This is a genomic window from Paenibacillus sp. P5_B5 (assembly GCF_056400365.1).
In genome coordinates this window covers 130757-148903 of the sequence record NZ_JBFULK010000014.1, presented here as the reverse complement: position 1 = coordinate 148903, position 18147 = coordinate 130757, and the positions used below count along the sequence as shown (strand labels likewise).

Genomic DNA, 18147 nt, shown 5'->3' with positions numbered 1-18147 from the left:
TAAGTTAAGTTAGCTACTAGTGTATAGCATCATCGTAGTAAATTCAATGGCGCCACTTCTACTTTCTTACAATCCCGATCATCTTCCTTAAACGAAAAAAAGCGCATCAATCCTAATTAGGAATGAAGCGACTTCTATGATTCTACATAATTAATAATTAATATATAAATTTAAAGAAGAGAAAGCTTTCTAAGCATACCAATGCATGGCAGCTGTATTATTAGGAACCTTGTGAGCACTTACTTGATTCAGCTCCTGCTCCGAACTTCCGATGACTTCAATTAGGGCTCTCTGTTCCCTTGCTGTCACCCCGATAAGGGAAGCCTTCCCATTAGCAACAAGTGTAACCACCTCTTTATTGCGCATTAAATAATCCACCATTCTCTTAAGCATATATCTTCACCCCAACTAAGTTAACAAGAGTTAGTACTGTATCAACTAAAATTACTCTAACATAATTTGATTTAGCTTACACCGCAAACTTTTTGCGGCATACCGCAATCGATTGCGGTGTTTTTAACTATCTTAATCATTAATGTAAAAAATAGGGATATAATGTCGTCTAATCTCCTTGCTTTTGTCGATATTTTACGATGAAACCAAGAATTATGACAATTAATAAGAGCGACAAACTATTCGTTATCAAAAAGGCATATCCCACTCCATCCGCGGCTAGCTTGATGCCGTAGATCTCCATTAGACTTATCCCTACAAACAGAGACCAGAATGTTCTTTTATTCAAATCTTTAACTGATTTGGTCCGTATAATTTGCAGGATTTGTGGAATCCAACCGAATGCTAGTATAGCTCCACCAATTAATTGAAACAAGTCAAAAATCATCCGTCCCCCTCCTCCAGATACCTTATAATTACTATACTCTTGAAGGAGACGGATATATGCTGTTTAAGGCAAGGGCGGATGCGTTTCTTAAGGTGATACTTAGAATTTATAAGCTGAAAGATATAAATTCTATATCACCAAAAAATACGATGCTTTATCAACATCGTATTTCTTAGGTTATACATTAAATTAGGTTCTAAATCATAATCATCATTTGCCTGCAGGCACAAGACCAAGCAGGATCTCACGAATGACTTTAGAAGCAACGATTTGTGTTTGTTCCGTTGGATCATATACTGGTGCAACTTCAACGAGATCTGCACCAACGATGTTGATACCAGAAGCAGCAATTGCATGGACAGCTTCTAATAACTCTTTAGAAGTGATACCACCTGCTTCTGCAGTTCCAGTGCCAGGTGCTGCTGACGGATCGAGTACATCAATGTCGATCGTTAAGTAAACGGGACGACCTGCAAGTGATGGTAGAACCTTCTTGAGCGGCTCAAGTACTTCAAATGGATGGAAGTTGATATTCTCACGAGCGTATTGCCATTCTTCGCGTGAGCCTGAGCGAATACCGAACTGATAAATGTTCTTGCCGCCCATTAGTTCAGCTGCTTTGCGAAGAGGTGTCGAGTGAGATAGTGGTTCTCCTTCATACGATTCACGTAAGTCCGCATGAGCATCAAAATGAATGATGGCTAGATCCGGATATTTAGCATATACAGCTTGGAAGATCGGCCACGAACATAAATGCTCACCACCAAGACCAAGTGGAAATTTATCATCACGAAGTAAACCTTGTACATATTCGCCAATCACATCGAGTGATCGTGCTGGATTACCGAATGGCAGTAAGAGGTCACCTGCATCAAAGTAAGTGATATCAGTTAGGCTCTTGTCTAGATAAGGACTATACTCTTCAAGTCCAACAGAAACTTCACGAATACGTGGCGGACCAAAGCGAGAGCCAGGTCGGAATGATACTGTGAAGTCCATCGGCATACCGTAAATAACAGCTTTAGAGTTCGCATAATCATCAGAAGAGCAAATGAATACGTTACCTGAATAAGCTTGATCCAAACGCATGAATGACACAACCTTTCATTATTAAGAAGGGATTCGCTATCAGCGAGTCGCTATTATTTCACTAGATCTTCCACGAACTTCGGCAATACGAAGGCTGCGTGATGCAGGCGTGGAGAATAATATTTCGTTTCAAGTTCAGGAATTGCAGCTGCATCCACCGTTAGTGGATCATATTTCTTCGAACCCATTGTGAATGTCCATAATCCACTTGGGTAGGTTGGGATATTCGCATTGTATACACGAACGATTGGGAAGATTTCTTTCACATCACGATTAACGGTTTGAATTAAATCAGCCTTAAACCAAGGATTATCTGTTTGTGCTACGAAAATACCATCTTCCTTAAGTGCATCATAAATCCCTTGATAAAAGCCTTTTGAGAACAATTCTACTGCAGGACCAACAGGCTCAGTGGAGTCGACCATAATAACATCATACGTATTCTTATGATCATGAATATGCATATAACCATCACCAACAATGACTTCAACACGTGGGTTCTCAAGCTCACAAGCGATCGTTGGTAAATATTTCTTGGAGTATTCAATTACTTTCCCGTCGATATCAACGAGTACAGCCTTCTCTACCCCAGGGTGCTTCATCACTTCGCGAATAACACCACCATCTCCTCCACCAACAACAAGGACATGCTTAGGATTCGGGTGAGTAAACAAAGCTGGGTGCGCAACCATTTCATGATAAACAAACTCATCTTTAACAGTTGTCATTACCATATCATCTAGTGTAAGCATCGTGCCCCACTCTAGTGTTTCAATCATTGCAAGGTCTTGAAAATCTGTTTGTTCTCTTACATAGGATTCCTTTACCTTCGCAGTAATTCCATAACTCTCCGTTTGCTTCTCCGTAAACCATAATTCCATTTAGCATACCTTCTCTCTTTATATTTAAATTCACATTTTTTAGATCAACTCGAAAATTTCCGATCGGCTCAAATTGTATTATAGTAGATTGTTTTCAAAATGAAAACATTTCTAAGTAAATCACAATTTATTTTTGAAAAAATTGTCGTATTCGAGTCCTTTATTGAATACCTATCCCCTCACTTCTACATAATGGATAATGTAATTGGAAGCAATTGCAACTCGAACCATGATGAGGTGTTAGCTTTTGAAAAAACCTATGAAGAAGATTTTATCATTCACCATTAAATCATTGGTTGTATTCGTAGTCTGTATTGGTGGGTTAGCCGTATATCTCAGCCTACAATCGCTTCCAGTCTCCAAGGTGGAGCAAACGACCCAAATGGTTGATCTGAGCGGCGAGGTCATTGAAACTGGAGGCGTTGGCGAGAATCGACAAAGTGTGCCGCTTGAAGATATGTCCCCTTACCTTGTTAATGCAACTTTAGCGATCGAGGATCAGCGATTTTATCAACATATAGGACTGGATTTCAAAAGTATTGCTCGGGCTACTGTCGTTAACATAGAGCATATGAGCAAGGTTCAAGGCGCTGGTACGATTACACAGCAATTAGCACGTAACCTATATCTAACACATGAACGAACATGGACACGTAAGGTCAAAGAAATGATGTATGCTGTTCAGCTTGAATTCAAATACAGTAAGGAAGAAATTCTGGAGAAATACTTAAATCAAATTTACTATGGGCATTCGACTTACGGAATTGAATCAGCCTCGGAGCTGTTCTTTAATAAGCATGCCAAAGAGTTAACGTTAGCAGAAAGTGCCTTGTTAGCCGGCGTGCCAAAGGGACCTCGCTATTATTCCCCTTACTATGATGAAGAGAGGGCACTAGAACGACAAAAAATCGTACTTGCTGCGATGGTCGATAATGGGTTCATCACACAAGAAGAAGCAAATATAGCTGCTGCAGAAACCTTACAATTCATGCCTCTAGAAGCGCGCAAGCCTTCGATTGCTGCCTATTTTCGAGATTATGTACGTATCCAAGCTATTGATAAACTTGGAATGACTGAGGATGAATTCGACCAAAGCGGTGTTCGCATTTATACCACATTGGATTTAACAGCGCAGCGAGTAGCCGAAGATGTTGTGACCCGTAAAATAATGAGCACAAGTGAGCTGCAGGCTGCACTAGTTGCGATCGACCCACGTAATGGCTACATCAAAGCAATGGTCGGAGGCAAAGATTACAATACGAATCAGTTCAACCGAGCTGTGTCGGGTATGAGGCAGCCTGGCTCCTCCTTTAAACCAATTGTTTATCTAACTGCACTTGAGAATGGGTTTACTCCCCTCACCAAAATCAAAAGTGAGCCAACTGTCTTCTCTTATGATGAAGGCCGGCATACGTACATGCCAAGTAATTTTAACGAGAAATATGAGAATGACTTTATTGATATGCGAACTGCAATCGCCAAATCGGATAATATATATGCCGTACAAACACTCATGGATATGGGGGCTGACAAAGTAATAGCTGCTGCACACCGAATCGGGATTAACTCACCACTCAAACCTCTCCCATCACTCGCACTTGGGACGTTTCCTGTCTCCCCACTGGAGCTGACGACTGCATATAGCACAATTGCAGGACAAGGCATACGTACAGAACCTACGGCGATCATACGAATTGAGAACGCAGCAGGTACTGTGCTGTATGAAGCCAAACCACTCGCGGAGAAGGTAACCTCCCCTGCTGCTGCCTATGTCCTGACGCATCTCATGGAGAGCGTCTTCGAGGAAGGCGGCACTGGCGCGCGCGTATCCGCGATGATTAAGCGCCCGATTGCTGGCAAATCGGGCACAACCGACTCCGACTCCTGGATGGTCGGATTCACGCCTGAGCTGACGACCGCTGTCTGGGTCGGCTATGATAAGGGCCGCACCATCAGCGCGGCCGATTCCCACCTCTCGGCGCCGATATTCGCCGAGTTTATTGAAGGTGCTTTGGCGGCTGTTCCACCAAAGCTATTCACTCCGCCTGACGATGTTGTCACCGTCAGCGTGGATCCTGTCAGCGGCAAGCTCGCAAACGACGACTGCAAGGTAAGCAGCAGACTGGAGTCGTTCGTAGCAGGCAGCGAGCCGATTGCTTACTGCACCGAGCGCGGAGCGACGGGCACGGATCAAGACAACAGCAAGGCTACCCGCTCTTGGTGGAATAAACTAAAGCGTTGGTGGACTGAGGATTGAGCAGCTACAATCACTAGAGCAATAATTTACTATTTTTGTAAATTGCATAGTAAAACAACCAAGCGCTTACTTATGTTATAATAGTTAGTGATAATAAACCGAAAGGTGACAACTACGACTATGCACAATAAACGCTGGATACTATCGATTGCATCTGTGCTCGCCGGGTTGATTGCGATTACTGGATGTAGCAGTCCTATGCAGGAGCCTGGACCCAAAACAACCACACTTGCAGCCTTAAACGAACTCTCACAAGCTAACTCTTATGAGTTTAATAAAACCATACTGTTAAATGAGTTATCTACAAATGTATTGCTAACAGACACGATGGAGGAATCGGAGTGGATCTTCTCCTTCTTAAATAATTCCAAGATTAACATAGCCGGTACTTATCAGAAGGAACCGCTCCGAATAGAGATGAATTTAGATTTTAATTCTTATAATGAAACACCGTATGACATCCAAATGCCCATCGTGATGACGGAGGACAAGACCTATATCAAGATACCTGAATTACCAAGTTTGTCTTTTCCACCAACTGAATATAAAGATAAGTATGTAGAGATTGATAATGTTAATAATCCTACTCATTTTAATCCTAATAAGCTGATAGAAACGGAGCAAGCCATCTTCAGCAAAACACTCTCACAGTTTGATGAAAACACTAATTTCAAAAAAACAAATAAACGAAGTTCAGACATTCCACTCGAAATCGAAGCTGATCAAGTCATCACTTTCTCTGTAAATGAAGATACCTTCGATCAATTAGCTGTTGTGTTAGTTAATGATGTTCTGCCTAAATTTCTTGAACTGCTGTCTACTGCTCCCGATGAACATCATATCTTAGACAAAAATGAAATTATAAAGCTTAAGCAAGCATTGACTCAGATTCAGAAAACCGACATTCAAGCTTGGATTGATGGATTAAAGAAATCATTTAAGTTAAATGACTTCCATATAACAACGGCGATTGATAAGGCTGGCTATATTCGTTATCAAGAAACGATTGCAAATATGGCTTTCCTAAACGGTAATGACTTCTTTAAACTGGATATGGTTTATTCTGAGCAGTATAACAAGCTTAACGAGCCTGTCCAATTTACAATGAGCATACCAACCAAAAACAATATCATTAAAGAAGCAGAATTAAACCAAATATTAAATGACATAGAATATAAACCTACTAAGTTAGAAAGCATGCCTTGGGATGAATGAAGAAAATCAAATTGTCTAGCGTTAATATTTATCAGCTGACCAAGGCATATCTATCTACTTAAACCATTAAGCTATGCTATACAATGCAAAAAGGCATACCGAGCGTCCTCGGCATGCCTTTTTGCTGTCCTAGTATACGGGTATATACTAGCATTTAGTATACTCACTTCATGCATCCCCCACAATGGGTGACACATAATTTTCGAAAATTTTAATTAAATAAACTCATTATTAAGCTAGAGCTGTTTTTAACTCATCACCTGAATGGTTCCACATATCCAGATTATGATTCATCAGCATTTCTCGAAGTAATTGCTTCTCTTTATCGCCCAAATTCTCAACCATAATACGGCGTTTCATAGCTGCATCCATCCGATTCACATGATCAACGAGAAGCTTCCAGCCTTTCTTCGCTTCCTTATCAATTAACATCTCGCAAGCTGTTACGCCTCCGTAGAATTGACCTTCTTCATCGCGATCCACCGCAACCCAGACGAGCCAGACTGTTCGGCCATTTGGTACAAGAGATTTATCTGGAGAGAAGCGAATACGCATCTCCACCTTACTCTTCGCATGCAATGCACCTTCGTCTATATAACACTCATCACCATCAATAATAACGGAAGATACATTATTCAAATCAATTGCACCTGCGCCAAAGCCCTTGTGATTAATCTTAGAGCTTACAATATTAAGTGCAAGTGGCTTTTTTATCTTATTTTCATCCATGATAGGCACCTCTTTCGAATAGTGTGACAGTAAAACATGTACTTTCTTATTCACCGAAAAAATAATTCTTCTATCCTCTTATTATTTTAGCTAATAATCGCCTGATTGCAAACATATACATGCTGTAGATGCTTGTCAGGCGAGGTGAGGTTGATGAAGTTTCGTTTATCCGATCGACGAATCCAATGGTTTCTGTTATTTATTTTGGCGGGTTTACTGGTTTATACAGTTACAAATGCGCTACGCAGCAATGTTGAAGACACTCCGGCTTGGGCTCAAATCAAGGACACGCCTACTGGCATTAAGCTGAATGCACCAATTTCTGCTGGGCCAAATGAGGACAAACCACTTAGCAACCGGATTGTCGAGTACCACATGAATGTTGAATATGATCCAAATGCCAAAGCGCTTCAAGGACAACAGGTCATTACATGGAAAAACCCTGGATCTATGCAGGTGGATGAGCTCTATTTGCACACCTATCCGAATGCTTTCAGTTCCAAGAAGACAACCTTTATGAAGGAATCTGGCGGGAAGCTTCGAGATGATCGCGCCGTGGATGGCAGCTACGGCTCTATGAAGATCACTTCGATTACAACCCAGAAGGGACAGGACCTTGCAGGACGTATGTGGTATGTTCAGCCTGATGACGGTAACATAGATGACCATACACTCCTCAAGATTTCATTACCAGAAGCTGTCCAGCCAGGAGAGAGCATTACCTTCAGCACGAAATTTACCGTAGGTCTACCGTATCCATTTGCTCGAATGGGTGTAGTCAATGACTTTGTCATGGCTGGTCAATGGTTTCCCAAGCTTGCAGTATATGAACCAGCAGGTACACGCGGCCGCACTGAGGAAGGCTGGAATCTACATCAGTATCATGGTAATTCCGAGTTTTACGCTGACTTTGGCATCTTTGATGTTCGCATTAAGGTGCCCTCAGATTACATTGTTGCAGCAACGGGCTTCCCAACAAAGCCTGCAACAGAGGATGCTGCAACCAAGACGAAAACATACGCATTCTATGCTGATGATGTTCACGACTTTGCCTGGTCTGCTTCACCCAATTTCCGTTACTATGAAGAGCCTTTTGCCGCGAAACAAATTCCTGGTGTGAAAATCAAACTGTATCTTGACCCTCGTCATGATGCACTCAAAGAACGCTATTTCGCCGCAGCTAAGAAAGCACTCACTCGCTATAGCGAATGGTACGGTGAATATCCTTATGCGACCCTATCCATTGTTGTTCCACCACAAGGTGGCAATGGTGCAGGTGGAATGGAATATCCAACCCTAATAACCTCTTGGAGTGCTGAGAGTGAAATGCCATCCTTAGCGCTTGAGCGCGTTGTCGTTCATGAAATTGGTCATCAATATTGGTACGGCATGGTTGCTTCGAATGAATTCGAGGAAGCATGGCTTGACGAAGGATTCACCTCCTATGCCGAGGATGCCGTCATGGAAGCAGAATACGGAGCTAGATCAAATCTCCCTATTGAAGCAAGCTATATCACTTCACCTGCTGCACTCAAGCTAAATAGCTGGGGTTACCGCGACCATAATCATTACGCTGACAATGTATACATTCGCGCTAAGCTGGTGCTTAAATCGATTGAAAGCAAGGTTGGCAAGCAAACAATGGAGCGTATAATGAAGGTGTATTTTGAGCGCTGGAAGTTCAAACACCCGACGACGCGCGATTTCCAAACCGTTGTTGAGGACGTAACGAAAGAAGACTGGGATGACTACTTTAAGCAGTATGTATATGGATCTCTTATGATGGACTTCTCTGTCGATTCGATAAAGGTTAAGAAATTAACTCAAGACGGCTCAACTGTATATGAGAGCACTGTTTCGATTCGTAAACGCGGAGGAACTGCGCCGAAGGTTCCAATTCTGTTTCATTTTACAGATAAACAGAACACAGAACGTATTTGGAATGGTACTGGATCGCAAACAAATTTTAAGATCTACCATACTTCACCTGTAGAATGGGTCATGGTCGACCCAGGTTACTCCCTCGTACTAGAGAATAAACATATTAATAATTTTTACAAAAAAGATATTGATCCCAAATGGCAGGTCCGCTGGAATCTTGGCATTTCGCAATTTATCGAAACCGTATTTTCTTGGATAGCTTGGTAGACTGGAGGTGAGCTCATGATCAGCTATATAAAGAATGGCTTTATTGCCGCATGGAAACAACCATTTGTAGTCGTTACTCTGTTCCTGTACCAGCTAATATGGAGCGTCATTTTGTATAAATTAATTAGTTCTATCATCGTACCGATCCTACACCGATATCCGAATGCTGAACAAGGTTCAATGGCTAAGCGCCTATTCTTTGCTGAAGGACAATTTCAATTATTAAAAACCGATCTACCTTACACCTTCGTCTGGCTCGGACTTGGCTTACTAGCCATCAGAATGATCCTACATCCTGTGCTGAATGCTGGCGTCTATTACTCTTTAGCAAATAAACAATTAAATTCCGGTTATCGATTTGTTACAGGCATTAAGCAACTTACTTTACCTTATCTACTTTATTATCTGATTCAAACGACTCTTACCGTCCTCCCCATCATTTGGTTATGGCCAAAATTTGCAGCAATCGTTTCACTTGGTACCAATTTCACACAACTTGGAATAGATTTATTACCTTGGTTAGGCGGTTATCTGGTTTACGTCTATCTCGTGCACTTTTGTTTTATGTATATTCAATTCGGTCGAGTGCATCAAGTTAGAGCGTTCCCCTCTCTATTCAAGTTATTGCGATCCAGTCCTACTATCATTTATTTAGCGCTAATTCTTCTACTTATAACAGGTGCCTTTACGATAGCAGCTTATACGGCTTCTTATATTTGGGCAGGCTTTCTTGCCTTAATTGTGTATCAAATATTCCCGCTACTGAATATGTTCTTTCGTGTATGGTCAATTGCGTCACAATACGAGCTATGGAGTACTAGAGTAAGCAAGCATTAAATAAATGAATATCTACATTCGTTCCCTTGAAAAACACCCTCGACGCTCATCGAGGGTGTTTCATTTTTGGACCATTACACTATATACGAATTTATTGAAATATTGTAAAATTTAATTAATATAATAATAGTTTCAAAGATTATTAGCATTATAAATAAGTTTCACGAATTTAGATTATTTTGTGAACATTATGTGACAAAAGAGGTTTTATTTGTGTAGTGTCGAATTGATATCCTTTGTGAAGTAATAAAACTAAATGCCGAGTTCCTGCTTTATGTGGGGAAACGGGGGAACCATACTTTGGGTGAATTGATCTCGATTTAGAGTGATCATAGGGAACCTTCAACCGAACCCTTAGCTAACCTCGTAGGCACCGGAAGGGGCTTTATATTTGAAGAAGTTAGTAACAATGCTGTGTAGTTTGGTGCTTGTACTTAGCTTTGGTACTGGAAGCGTTTTCGCTTCTAGCACGCTCGATAAGACAGTTGAAGAATTGCTTGGAACGAAATACGTTGCTGGAGGAAGCACTACTAAAGGTTTTGATTGCTCCGGATTTACATCGTATGTGTTCAAACAATTTGGAATCAAACTATCTCGCTCATCCGACGACCAAAGCCTAGATGGTGTTAAGATCAAGAAAGCAGACCTTATACCTGGCGATCTAGTGTTCTTTGACACTAACAGCAGTGTCAACAACGGAACAATCTCACACGTAGGTATTTATTTGGGAGATGACGTTTTTGTACATGCTGCGTCTGGATCCAAAAAGCAAGCAGGTCGTGTAATGAAGAACAAGCTCAGCGAGAAATATTACGCTAACAGCTATGTTACCGCTGCACGCGTGCTGAGTGAAGACGAGTTCAAGAAGCTAGCTAGCGAGCTCGTGCAAGCGGCAAAGGAAGAAACTAAAGTCGAAGTCAAGTAAGAAGCATAAAGGTTTCAATAAAACCTCATTCATCCATTTCTATGGATAAATGGGGTTTTATTGTGTTTACATGAGGGTTCCATTAGCTTCATGGTCTAAGACGAAACGTAGCGCCTTCTACTTTTTAGCAAAATGATCAGCGCGATTGGCAATAAGATTAACACAAGCAATAAACTCATGATGATATCTTGGGTATTAATCAGCCGTTCAGCGAATAAACGATAATAGGTATAAACGGAATATGGTAATACAACGATAATAGACGTAACAACGCCTGGTGTATAAATTCGGAAATAAATCGTTTGACCAACATGTGTAAACACATGGACAAAGAAAACATGAAGAAGTACTAAGAATAATAGGTAAACCTTGAAGAAGACCGTAATTGCTGTCACAGTCACGATCGTTATATAGACCCATAATACGTCCTTTGCAAAGTGATGTGTATTCATTTGAAAGGAAGAATGGTACATTGGCTGAGCAAAGCGGGGTAATCGTTTATATACCCCCTCTCCCTTCGTCTTTATCCATTGCTCAATCGTTAGAATCTCTTCGAAGTCATGGAACATAAACAGAATCGGAAATAACCACAGCAAGCTTAACAAGTGAATTTGAGAATCAAGGGTTTCTAAGATCATCCTGATCCAGCTCCTATCTTTTCAATAAAATTCCGTTGAGGAATAAATTTGCAAACTGCTGACCCAATTCCTCTTTCGATCTCTCTTCAGTAATACTAAAGCGATACACTAGTCTCTCAACCGATGCAATGACTGATTCAGCCACAATCTCCGGATCTACGATAGGATTCACAATACCTAGTGACTGGTTGTTCTTCATATTTCCTACAATTCGGTCAACCAACTGCTTCCGAAATCGCTCACTCTCTGCTGTCCCCTGCAAAGCAATTTTGGTCGCATTCACATTCTGACTCAAGAGATCAAACAAACGGATAAAGGTTCCCGTAACATAAGTCTGTAGTTCTCCCTCTGGCAATTGACCTGCTTGCCTTCCTGCATCACTGTATGTCAGCATCATGCGCTCGAATTTATCCAGTATTTCCTTTAGAATGTCATCCTTGCTTTTGAAATAAAGATAGAATGCTGCCTGCGTGAGACCTGCATTAGCCACGATTTGACTCACCGTTGTAGCCGAGACTCCTTTCAAAGCAAATAATTCTTCTGCAGAGTCAAGCAACCTCCCTCTACTCAGTTCTCCCTTAGATGTAAGCATCATTTCAACTCCCCCTTAAAAAACTAACTAATTAGTTAGTTATATGATAACTATAATTTTCGGAAAAGTAAATGCCAACCTGATTAATTCTTAGATTTTTGAAAATTTAGATAAATTATTGCAATGCTTGTGATAAAATGTAACTGAGAAATCTAGTTCAAGAAGATTTTAATAACTTGTAAAATACATTAGCATTGCTTAGTGATATAGGAGGAATAACATTGCTACATCCCGATCAGGCTTATCCCATGCTGGATCAGCTATCCCCCGAAGAACTGCAGCAATTAGATCCAGAGATACAAGAGCATCAATACTCAGTGGGTCAACTGATCATGGAGCATGGCGCAGTTAGTGAGCATGTCCATATTATTGTGTCAGGTCAAGCTCGCGTATTTATAGAGCACGAAACGAAGGTTGAACTAGCTATATTGCAAAGTGGACAATTCTTTGGCGAGATGTCTTGTTTGACGGGAGACCCTGTGAGTGCGTATGTTGAAGCCGTTACTAATGTCCATACGATTACAGTATCTCGTACGGGTATGCTGCTGTTAATGGATAAGAATGCTGATTTCCGCAAACAGTTGATTGAAGCTATGATCAAACGAATTCAGGGCTCCAACGAGCGTCTGTTAGAGGAGCATACGAAGAGTCTATTACTTATGAAACAGCATGAAACCGAGGAGCAAGAACGCTATGGCGAGCTTATCGGGGTAAGTCCAGCCATGCAACAGCTACTAATACATATCGAACGCTTATCCATCAGACAAGAGCATGTTGTCATTGTAGGTGAGGATGGCACAGGTAAGATGAATGTTGCTAGAAAGCTCCATTACACAACAACACAGGGACACTATCCATTATTGACCCTTAGTAGGAATGACTTTGATTTACTTACTTGGGATACGAAAGTACGCGCAGCTAAAGGCGGTACCATCATCATAGAACAAGGGGATCAGTTACCTCATGATATTCTCAAACAACTCATAGAAACCAGTACACAGACTCGAATTGTGATAACCACTACAGTGGACTTAAACCTGCCTAACATTTCGACGCTCCGCATCCCCCCTCTTCGCGAAAGGGTTGAGGATATTCCCTTATTAGCCCAATATTTTGCTAGAAAAGCAGGTGCTGTGCAAGAAGAAATGGCGATCTCTCAGGATGCATTACGGCTACTTAGTCTTTTCCCCTACTTAACTAATAATGTTGAGGAATTACGGAGAATTGTACAGGAAGCCTATATTCTAAGTGAGGGGCGTACGATTTATAGCAATCATCTGCGTTTTGGCCGAATACGCAAGGCTGGAGAAAGACCAACTATCGGACTAGCTTTAGGTAGTGGTTCACTCAGAGGAATGGCTCATCTTGGTGTATTGCGCGTACTCGAGGAAGAGGGTATTCCGATTGATATGATCGCTGGGACAAGTGTCGGTTCTTTAGTTGGTGGTGCTTATGCAGCTGGAATACCAGTCGAGGAGTGCGTACGTATTCTCTCATCGTTGAGCTGGGGGAAATTAGTTAGACCAACCTTACCCAAACGTTCATTTGTTCATAATACACCGATGATTGGATTTATCGAGCAGCATCTAGGTGTCTTAAATATTGAAGATCTACCCATTCCCTTTGCTGCCGTCGCATCAGATGCCTCGACAGGAGAAGCTCACATCATGCGAAAAGGCTTACTAGCTCATGCGATCAGTGCAAGTACAGCAATCCCTGCCATTATGCGCCCAGTGCAATATCAAGGTAAGACCCTTGTCGATGGAGCAGTCGTCCATCCCGTACCAGCAGCGCTAGTCAAAAGTATGGGAGCTGATATCGTGATTGCTGTAAACGTATGCACGGAGTCATTCGCTAAGGGAGCATCAAGAAATTTTATCGATTCATTAATGAATACCATCGATATGATGAGCGCCAAGATGGTGAAGGAAGAGCTTCAGCTCGCGGATGTCGTATTGCGTCCTGATCTTGGTTACTATCAAATCAGCTTCAAGGATTCGGCATTTTGTATCGCTGCAGGTGAAGCTATAACACGAGAAGAGATTATTCGTATTAAGCAGAAGCTTATTGTGGTTCAGTAGCGGTTTAAGTAACACAACCAGTCATCTAAAAAGAAAAAAGAGCTGAGAGTTACTCGCAGCATAAAAAATACATCGCCAAGGCTTACAACCCTTGTGGCGATGTATTCAGCATTTACACACTACTATTCACATAGTCCTTAAACCCTCTTGCGATTGTGATCGAAGATGTGTCTACGATATTCGTAACACTGGGTAAGAGGAAGTCGTTTGTGCGGCCGTGCCGTTCACGGGCAGCAATCGTCAGATAAGGCGCTATTGGTTCGGGTTCGGGTTCAGGTCCGTATCCGTATCCGTGTCCGTGTTTGGCGTTGGTGCCGTTGATTTCCCGTTGACAGCCTTCACACTAGAAAAGTCATTGCCATTCACGAAAACCGTGGCAGGATTTACTCCCGGTGGAACGATCAGATTAGTGATAGAAGTGGAGGCTCCCAGATCAAGCTGAGGATTGCCTCCAGTTATCCAAAGACTTCCGATCGTCCCCTTTACATCCAGGCTAACTTGTCCGGCATTGCCGAATACTGTCATCTGTCCGATATTCGCTGCACCGGTGAAGGAGGTGCTGCCGGGTGGTGTATTGAAAACCGTATTCGCATTACCGATGTTCAACGTACCGATTGGTGCTGGACTTAAATATCTCACTTCAAAGCCAGGCTGAAGGGCGAGTGTATTAATCGTAGAGGACGTATCGGCGCTGAGTTCGGTATTCGCCGCCGCCGTAACCGTGGCGTCTATGTTTTCAACCTTAAGTCGAACGGCGCTCACATCAGGAGCCGAATCGCCAAAGACTCCGGAGTTTGTACCACCCGCTGCGTAAAAACTTCCAGCAATAAACGCAAGACCTGCCGAATCTACTTCTCTTCCAAATAAATTCGAGAATGTATCGCTGCCAAATACTCCTCCATCTTGACCGCCAAAACCCAAGAAGCCGCCGGATCCCGTAGAAACGACGGTTCCCTCATTACCATTAATGGCGTTTCCCCAATATTGAAGGCCCGCGGAGTCGTCAGGGCGGTTAAAGTATGAAACATAAAGTTGTTGGACGTCGTTTATGTAATCTGTCGCTGCCAAGGTGCGGACTTCTCCCTTTGACTTGGAGCTTGACTTAGACGTCTTGTCTGCACTTCTATCAACTTTTTTCACTAGAGCGCTGTTAAACAAATATAATTTGCCGAGATAGCTATGCTCGAACCATATATTTGTGATCTGTGATTTCGGACGACCGTTATCTTTCAGGAAAACCGTTTTGCCTTGAACGAGTACATTGAAGGCAAAGAAATCCGACTGTACTGCCGGGGTCAAATTTAAATCCCCTTTAACTTCCAAGTGAGCTAGCGCGACTTGATTGGAGCTCACCATTACGGTTCCGTTGACCGTGTTGCCTTTGGCATCAAATATGATAGGTGCATCCATTCCGGTTAATGCGTCTTTGTATCCGATAATCAACCCTTCAACAGAATTTATCGTATCCCCCTCATAGGTGAACTGAATCGCCGCTTTGTGCAAAGCAGCTTTGTTCGACGATTGAAAAATGCCTTGTACCGATGCGCCCGCGCGATAGGTCTGGCCATCGATCTTAATTGTGCCGTCATTGCCAATGTCTTGAATGATAGACGGACTGAAGAAGGAGCGATAAAGCAGAGTTATCCCTTCGGCCAGCACAATGTTTGCATTTGGGTCGAAGTCATCCTTCGATTTCCCGTACGCAAAACCCGCTTTCGTCAAGGCGCCTACTGCGCCAGCATACCAGCTTTTCTGCGGAACATCACGAAATCCACTACCGACTTGCGGCTCTGGCTTCAGCTTCTTGGCCGTAACAATCAAGCTCGCCACTTCAGCCCTTGTAATCTCTAAGTTCGGACGGAACGTGCCGTCCGGGAAACCTTTCGCCACTCCCGCATCATGGAGGGCAGCAACATACCCAGTTAATGCGCCGTCAACAGGCATATCCTTAAACGGTGAGGCGCTTTTGGACGGGGATAGACTTAGTGAGATGGCAAGAAACTTAGCAAAATCGCCGCGTGTCATAACAAGCTGGGGACTCAGCTTATCTCCTTGCTTCGGATTAAGAATTCCCAGCATAATCCAAGTGTTAACAGCCTCTGCGTACCATGCTGTATCTGGTACATCCGAATAGCGTTGCTGGTTCATGGGTTGTTGGGCAGAAGTAGCAGATCCAACTTGGCTTCCCTGCGGCTGCGGAGATTGGGCTGCAACACTAAAAGGAAAGCAGATGGTCAGCAACAGCAACGAAACGAGCGCAACAGTCAGCCATTTTGTACGATTAATATTAAATAACATTAGGATTCTCCTTTTTGGTCGTCCAATAAAATACAATTTTTGAAAATTCAATTATCGGTTCGCGAGAGGCAGCAATAGCTCCTGAAGGAATCCAATACGATAGACCTGATAAGAGCCGCTGCGGTCACCTTGCACCATCATTTGTTGATTATGCGTTGATTTCATATTGCAATCTGCATAAAGTGTTGACTTTGCATCTATGTTAGAACTGAGCTTCAAGATGTGTCTACGTTATTCCACTGGGTAAGAGGAAGTCGTTTGTGCGGCCGTGCCGTTCACGACAGCAATCGTCAGATTAGGCGCTATTGGTTCGGACTGTTCGGGTTGTCCGGACTCGGGCTCGGGCTCGGGCTCGGGTTCGGGTCCGTATCCGTGTCCGTATTCGTATCCGTGTTCGAGTCTGTGTCCGGGATCGGGCTCGATGTCGGTGGTGTAGTGGTCTTAGGTTTGGTGACTAAAGATCTGTCTACTGTAACCGGGATCGGTTTATCCCCATCATTTTTCACCGAGTTGCCAAATAGTGTCGACAGGTGGTCGGTTATATCTATCAACGGCATTTTGTCCGGATTAAATGGTAAAGCCTTGTGCAATCTGATAATAATAGACTTCTTGTCCTCGGACAGCTCGAAGCTGTCTAGCTTCGGATCGAGCGCCACACCATTGATTTTGATCTTAGACAGGTCGATAGACTTTGGATCTATCATCCCCGTGAACTTCAGATGCAAAATGTCTCCTGTTTCAAAGCGTGCTCCTGCCGGATGCACAAGGCTCAACTCTTCGACCTTTTTAGCGGATTCAAAGGCTCCAGTAGCGAGCTGTCCTCGATCTGCTGGTGTATTTCCGCCGAACGTACCTCCCGTACCTCCAGCACGGTTACCTAGTAAATTAAGCCTGAGTGCCATCTCTACGTAACCTTTAGCCCAATTGGAAACGGTCGGATCGTCAACAGCTGGGGCTGGGGCTGTCTTTGCTTCCTCACCCTTGCCTAATCCTTTAACTAGAAATGTGGCTAATTGCTCATTGGTCACCATGCCCGCAGGGTTGAATGTACCTTCACCATAGCCAGCCGTTATTCCTGCACTCTTCATCGCCTCGATATAGGGTAACGCATAGCCGAAGTCGGGAGTGTCGATTTCTACGTCTGTGAAGGATGATTTCTTGAGATCCATGTCGACTTTTAGGCCAAAAATTAACGCTGCCACCTTCGCGAATTGGGCGCGATTCATCTCTTCTTTCAATCCGAAACTACCATCGGATATACCGTCAAAGATGCCTGCTGAAAACAACGCATCGAACTTGGCCTTCGTCGCTGCGTCCAAGTCCTCTAGATCGCTGAAATCTGCCGATGTCTTCGCTGAAATCATGCTGCCGCCAAACGACGCGGCAGAGGTCAAACCAAGAGCCAATACGATAGTCCTAATAAGAGATTTCTTGTTCATGATCGTAACTAAACCTACCTTCTAGTAATATTTTTTTACTTACCACATGTCATATATCATCCTAACAATATTTACATAAAGAAATCTTAATGAAATCTTAATGGATTTCCACTTCATAAAGTGTTGACTTCTAAACATAAAAATACATCGCACCGAGGTACTTGCCTCAGTGGCGAT

At 42.8% G+C, this 18147-nt stretch carries 15 protein-coding genes and 1 riboswitch; of the genes, 6 read left to right on the top strand and 9 right to left on the bottom strand.

Annotated elements, in window-relative coordinates:
- Nucleotides 1–189: 189 nt before the first annotated feature.
- The 4 genes from comX to speE form a co-directional block, all read right to left on the bottom strand.
- A complete protein-coding gene (comX, locus tag AC1DOK_RS18285) occupies nucleotides 190–393 on the bottom strand; it encodes a competence pheromone ComX (protein WP_477555745.1) in 204 nt (67 codons plus the stop codon).
- A gap of 169 nt (nucleotides 394–562) precedes the next feature.
- Complete coding sequence (locus tag AC1DOK_RS18280) at nucleotides 563–841, bottom strand: PQ-loop domain-containing transporter (RefSeq protein ID WP_477555744.1); 279 nt, start codon at nucleotides 839–841, stop codon at nucleotides 563–565.
- 210 nt (nucleotides 842–1051) lie between these two features.
- Nucleotides 1052–1930, bottom strand: coding sequence for an agmatinase (gene speB, locus AC1DOK_RS18275; protein WP_477555743.1), 879 nt, complete (start codon nucleotides 1928–1930; stop codon nucleotides 1052–1054).
- Between the two features lie 53 nt (nucleotides 1931–1983).
- Nucleotides 1984–2811 (bottom strand): polyamine aminopropyltransferase, encoded by an 828-nt coding sequence (speE, locus tag AC1DOK_RS18270; RefSeq protein ID WP_477555742.1) that lies wholly within the window; start codon nucleotides 2809–2811, stop codon nucleotides 1984–1986.
- Between the two features lie 259 nt (nucleotides 2812–3070).
- Between speE and AC1DOK_RS18265 the strand changes: the two genes are divergently transcribed.
- Nucleotides 3071–5068, top strand: a complete 1998-nt coding sequence (locus AC1DOK_RS18265) for a transglycosylase domain-containing protein (RefSeq protein WP_477555741.1) — start codon at nucleotides 3071–3073, stop codon at nucleotides 5066–5068.
- Nucleotides 5069–5188: 120 nt separating this feature from the next.
- A complete protein-coding gene (locus AC1DOK_RS18260) occupies nucleotides 5189–6283 on the top strand; it encodes a hypothetical protein (protein WP_477555740.1) in 1095 nt (364 codons plus the stop codon).
- Between the two features lie 231 nt (nucleotides 6284–6514).
- Here AC1DOK_RS18260 and AC1DOK_RS18255 read toward each other — a convergent pair whose 3' ends face one another.
- Entirely contained in the window at nucleotides 6515–7012 is a 498-nt protein-coding gene (locus tag AC1DOK_RS18255; protein ID WP_477555739.1) for a YwhD family protein, read from the bottom strand.
- Nucleotides 7013–7165: 153 nt separating this feature from the next.
- On the opposite strand from AC1DOK_RS18255, the gene AC1DOK_RS18250 reads away from it, so the two are divergent.
- The 3 genes from AC1DOK_RS18250 to AC1DOK_RS18240 all read left to right on the top strand — a co-directional run bounded on the left by AC1DOK_RS18250 (nucleotide 7166) and on the right by AC1DOK_RS18240 (nucleotide 10922).
- Nucleotides 7166–9160: a M1 family metallopeptidase gene (locus tag AC1DOK_RS18250; RefSeq protein ID WP_477555738.1), complete on the top strand. Its 1995-nt coding sequence runs from the start codon at nucleotides 7166–7168 to the stop codon at nucleotides 9158–9160.
- Nucleotides 9161–9175: 15 nt separating this feature from the next.
- Complete coding sequence (locus tag AC1DOK_RS18245; protein WP_477555737.1) at nucleotides 9176–9997, top strand: hypothetical protein; 822 nt, start codon at nucleotides 9176–9178, stop codon at nucleotides 9995–9997.
- A gap of 247 nt (nucleotides 9998–10244) precedes the next feature.
- Nucleotides 10245–10385, top strand: a riboswitch (cyclic di-AMP (ydaO/yuaA leader).
- Nucleotides 10386–10388: 3 nt separating this feature from the next.
- On the top strand, nucleotides 10389–10922 hold the full coding sequence (locus tag AC1DOK_RS18240) for a C40 family peptidase (protein ID WP_477555736.1): 534 nt from the start codon (nucleotides 10389–10391) through the stop codon (nucleotides 10920–10922).
- 95 nt (nucleotides 10923–11017) lie between these two features.
- On the opposite strand, the gene AC1DOK_RS18235 is transcribed toward AC1DOK_RS18240, so the two are convergent.
- Together AC1DOK_RS18235 and AC1DOK_RS18230 are read right to left on the bottom strand one after the other, a co-directional pair.
- On the bottom strand, nucleotides 11018–11560 hold the full coding sequence (locus tag AC1DOK_RS18235) for an HXXEE domain-containing protein (protein WP_477555735.1): 543 nt from the start codon (nucleotides 11558–11560) through the stop codon (nucleotides 11018–11020).
- A 13-nt stretch (nucleotides 11561–11573) separates the two neighbouring features.
- Nucleotides 11574–12155: a TetR/AcrR family transcriptional regulator gene (locus tag AC1DOK_RS18230; protein ID WP_477555734.1), complete on the bottom strand. Its 582-nt coding sequence runs from the start codon at nucleotides 12153–12155 to the stop codon at nucleotides 11574–11576.
- Nucleotides 12156–12373: 218 nt separating this feature from the next.
- Between AC1DOK_RS18230 and AC1DOK_RS18225 the strand changes: the two genes are divergently transcribed.
- Nucleotides 12374–14233 carry a patatin-like phospholipase family protein gene (locus AC1DOK_RS18225; RefSeq protein WP_477555733.1) on the top strand — a complete coding sequence of 620 codons (1860 nt, stop codon included), beginning with the start codon at nucleotides 12374–12376 and terminating at the stop codon, nucleotides 14231–14233.
- Nucleotides 14234–14485: 252 nt separating this feature from the next.
- Here the strand turns inward: AC1DOK_RS18225 and AC1DOK_RS18220 are convergent, their stop codons facing one another.
- Both AC1DOK_RS18220 and AC1DOK_RS18215 read right to left on the bottom strand, forming a co-directional pair.
- The gene (locus AC1DOK_RS18220; RefSeq protein WP_477555732.1) at nucleotides 14486–16531 is read right to left on the bottom strand and encodes an S-layer homology domain-containing protein; all 2046 of its coding nucleotides are present in this window, start codon (nucleotides 16529–16531) and stop codon (nucleotides 14486–14488) included.
- Between the two features lie 302 nt (nucleotides 16532–16833).
- Nucleotides 16834–17700 carry an S-layer homology domain-containing protein gene (locus AC1DOK_RS18215; protein WP_477555772.1) on the bottom strand — a complete coding sequence of 289 codons (867 nt, stop codon included), beginning with the start codon at nucleotides 17698–17700 and terminating at the stop codon, nucleotides 16834–16836.
- Between the last annotated feature and the right edge of the window lie 447 nt (nucleotides 17701–18147).

Bases quoted from the DNA above. Each gene is read 5' to 3' on its own strand.
- AC1DOK_RS18220 (WP_477555732.1), bottom strand. From the start codon at position 16,531: ATGTTATTTAATATTAATCGTACAAAATGGCTGACTGTTGCGCTCGTT.
- speB (WP_477555743.1), bottom strand. From the start codon at position 1,930: ATGCGTTTGGATCAAGCTTATTCAGGTAACGTATTCATTTGCTCTTCT.
- AC1DOK_RS18235 (WP_477555735.1), bottom strand. From the start codon at position 11,560: ATGATCTTAGAAACCCTTGATTCTCAAATTCACTTGTTAAGCTTGCTG.
- AC1DOK_RS18260 (WP_477555740.1), top strand. From the start codon at position 5,189: ATGCACAATAAACGCTGGATACTATCGATTGCATCTGTGCTCGCCGGG.
- AC1DOK_RS18250 (WP_477555738.1), top strand. From the start codon at position 7,166: ATGAAGTTTCGTTTATCCGATCGACGAATCCAATGGTTTCTGTTATTT.
- AC1DOK_RS18245 (WP_477555737.1), top strand. From the start codon at position 9,176: ATGATCAGCTATATAAAGAATGGCTTTATTGCCGCATGGAAACAACCA.
- AC1DOK_RS18215 (WP_477555772.1), bottom strand. From the start codon at position 17,700: ATGGATCTCAAGAAATCATCCTTCACAGACGTAGAAATCGACACTCCC.
- AC1DOK_RS18265 (WP_477555741.1), top strand. From the start codon at position 3,071: ATGAAGAAGATTTTATCATTCACCATTAAATCATTGGTTGTATTCGTA.
- AC1DOK_RS18230 (WP_477555734.1), bottom strand. From the start codon at position 12,155: ATGATGCTTACATCTAAGGGAGAACTGAGTAGAGGGAGGTTGCTTGAC.
- speE (WP_477555742.1), bottom strand. From the start codon at position 2,811: ATGGAATTATGGTTTACGGAGAAGCAAACGGAGAGTTATGGAATTACT.
- comX (WP_477555745.1), bottom strand. From the start codon at position 393: ATGCTTAAGAGAATGGTGGATTATTTAATGCGCAATAAAGAGGTGGTT.
- AC1DOK_RS18255 (WP_477555739.1), bottom strand. From the start codon at position 7,012: ATGGATGAAAATAAGATAAAAAAGCCACTTGCACTTAATATTGTAAGC.
- AC1DOK_RS18280 (WP_477555744.1), bottom strand. From the start codon at position 841: ATGATTTTTGACTTGTTTCAATTAATTGGTGGAGCTATACTAGCATTC.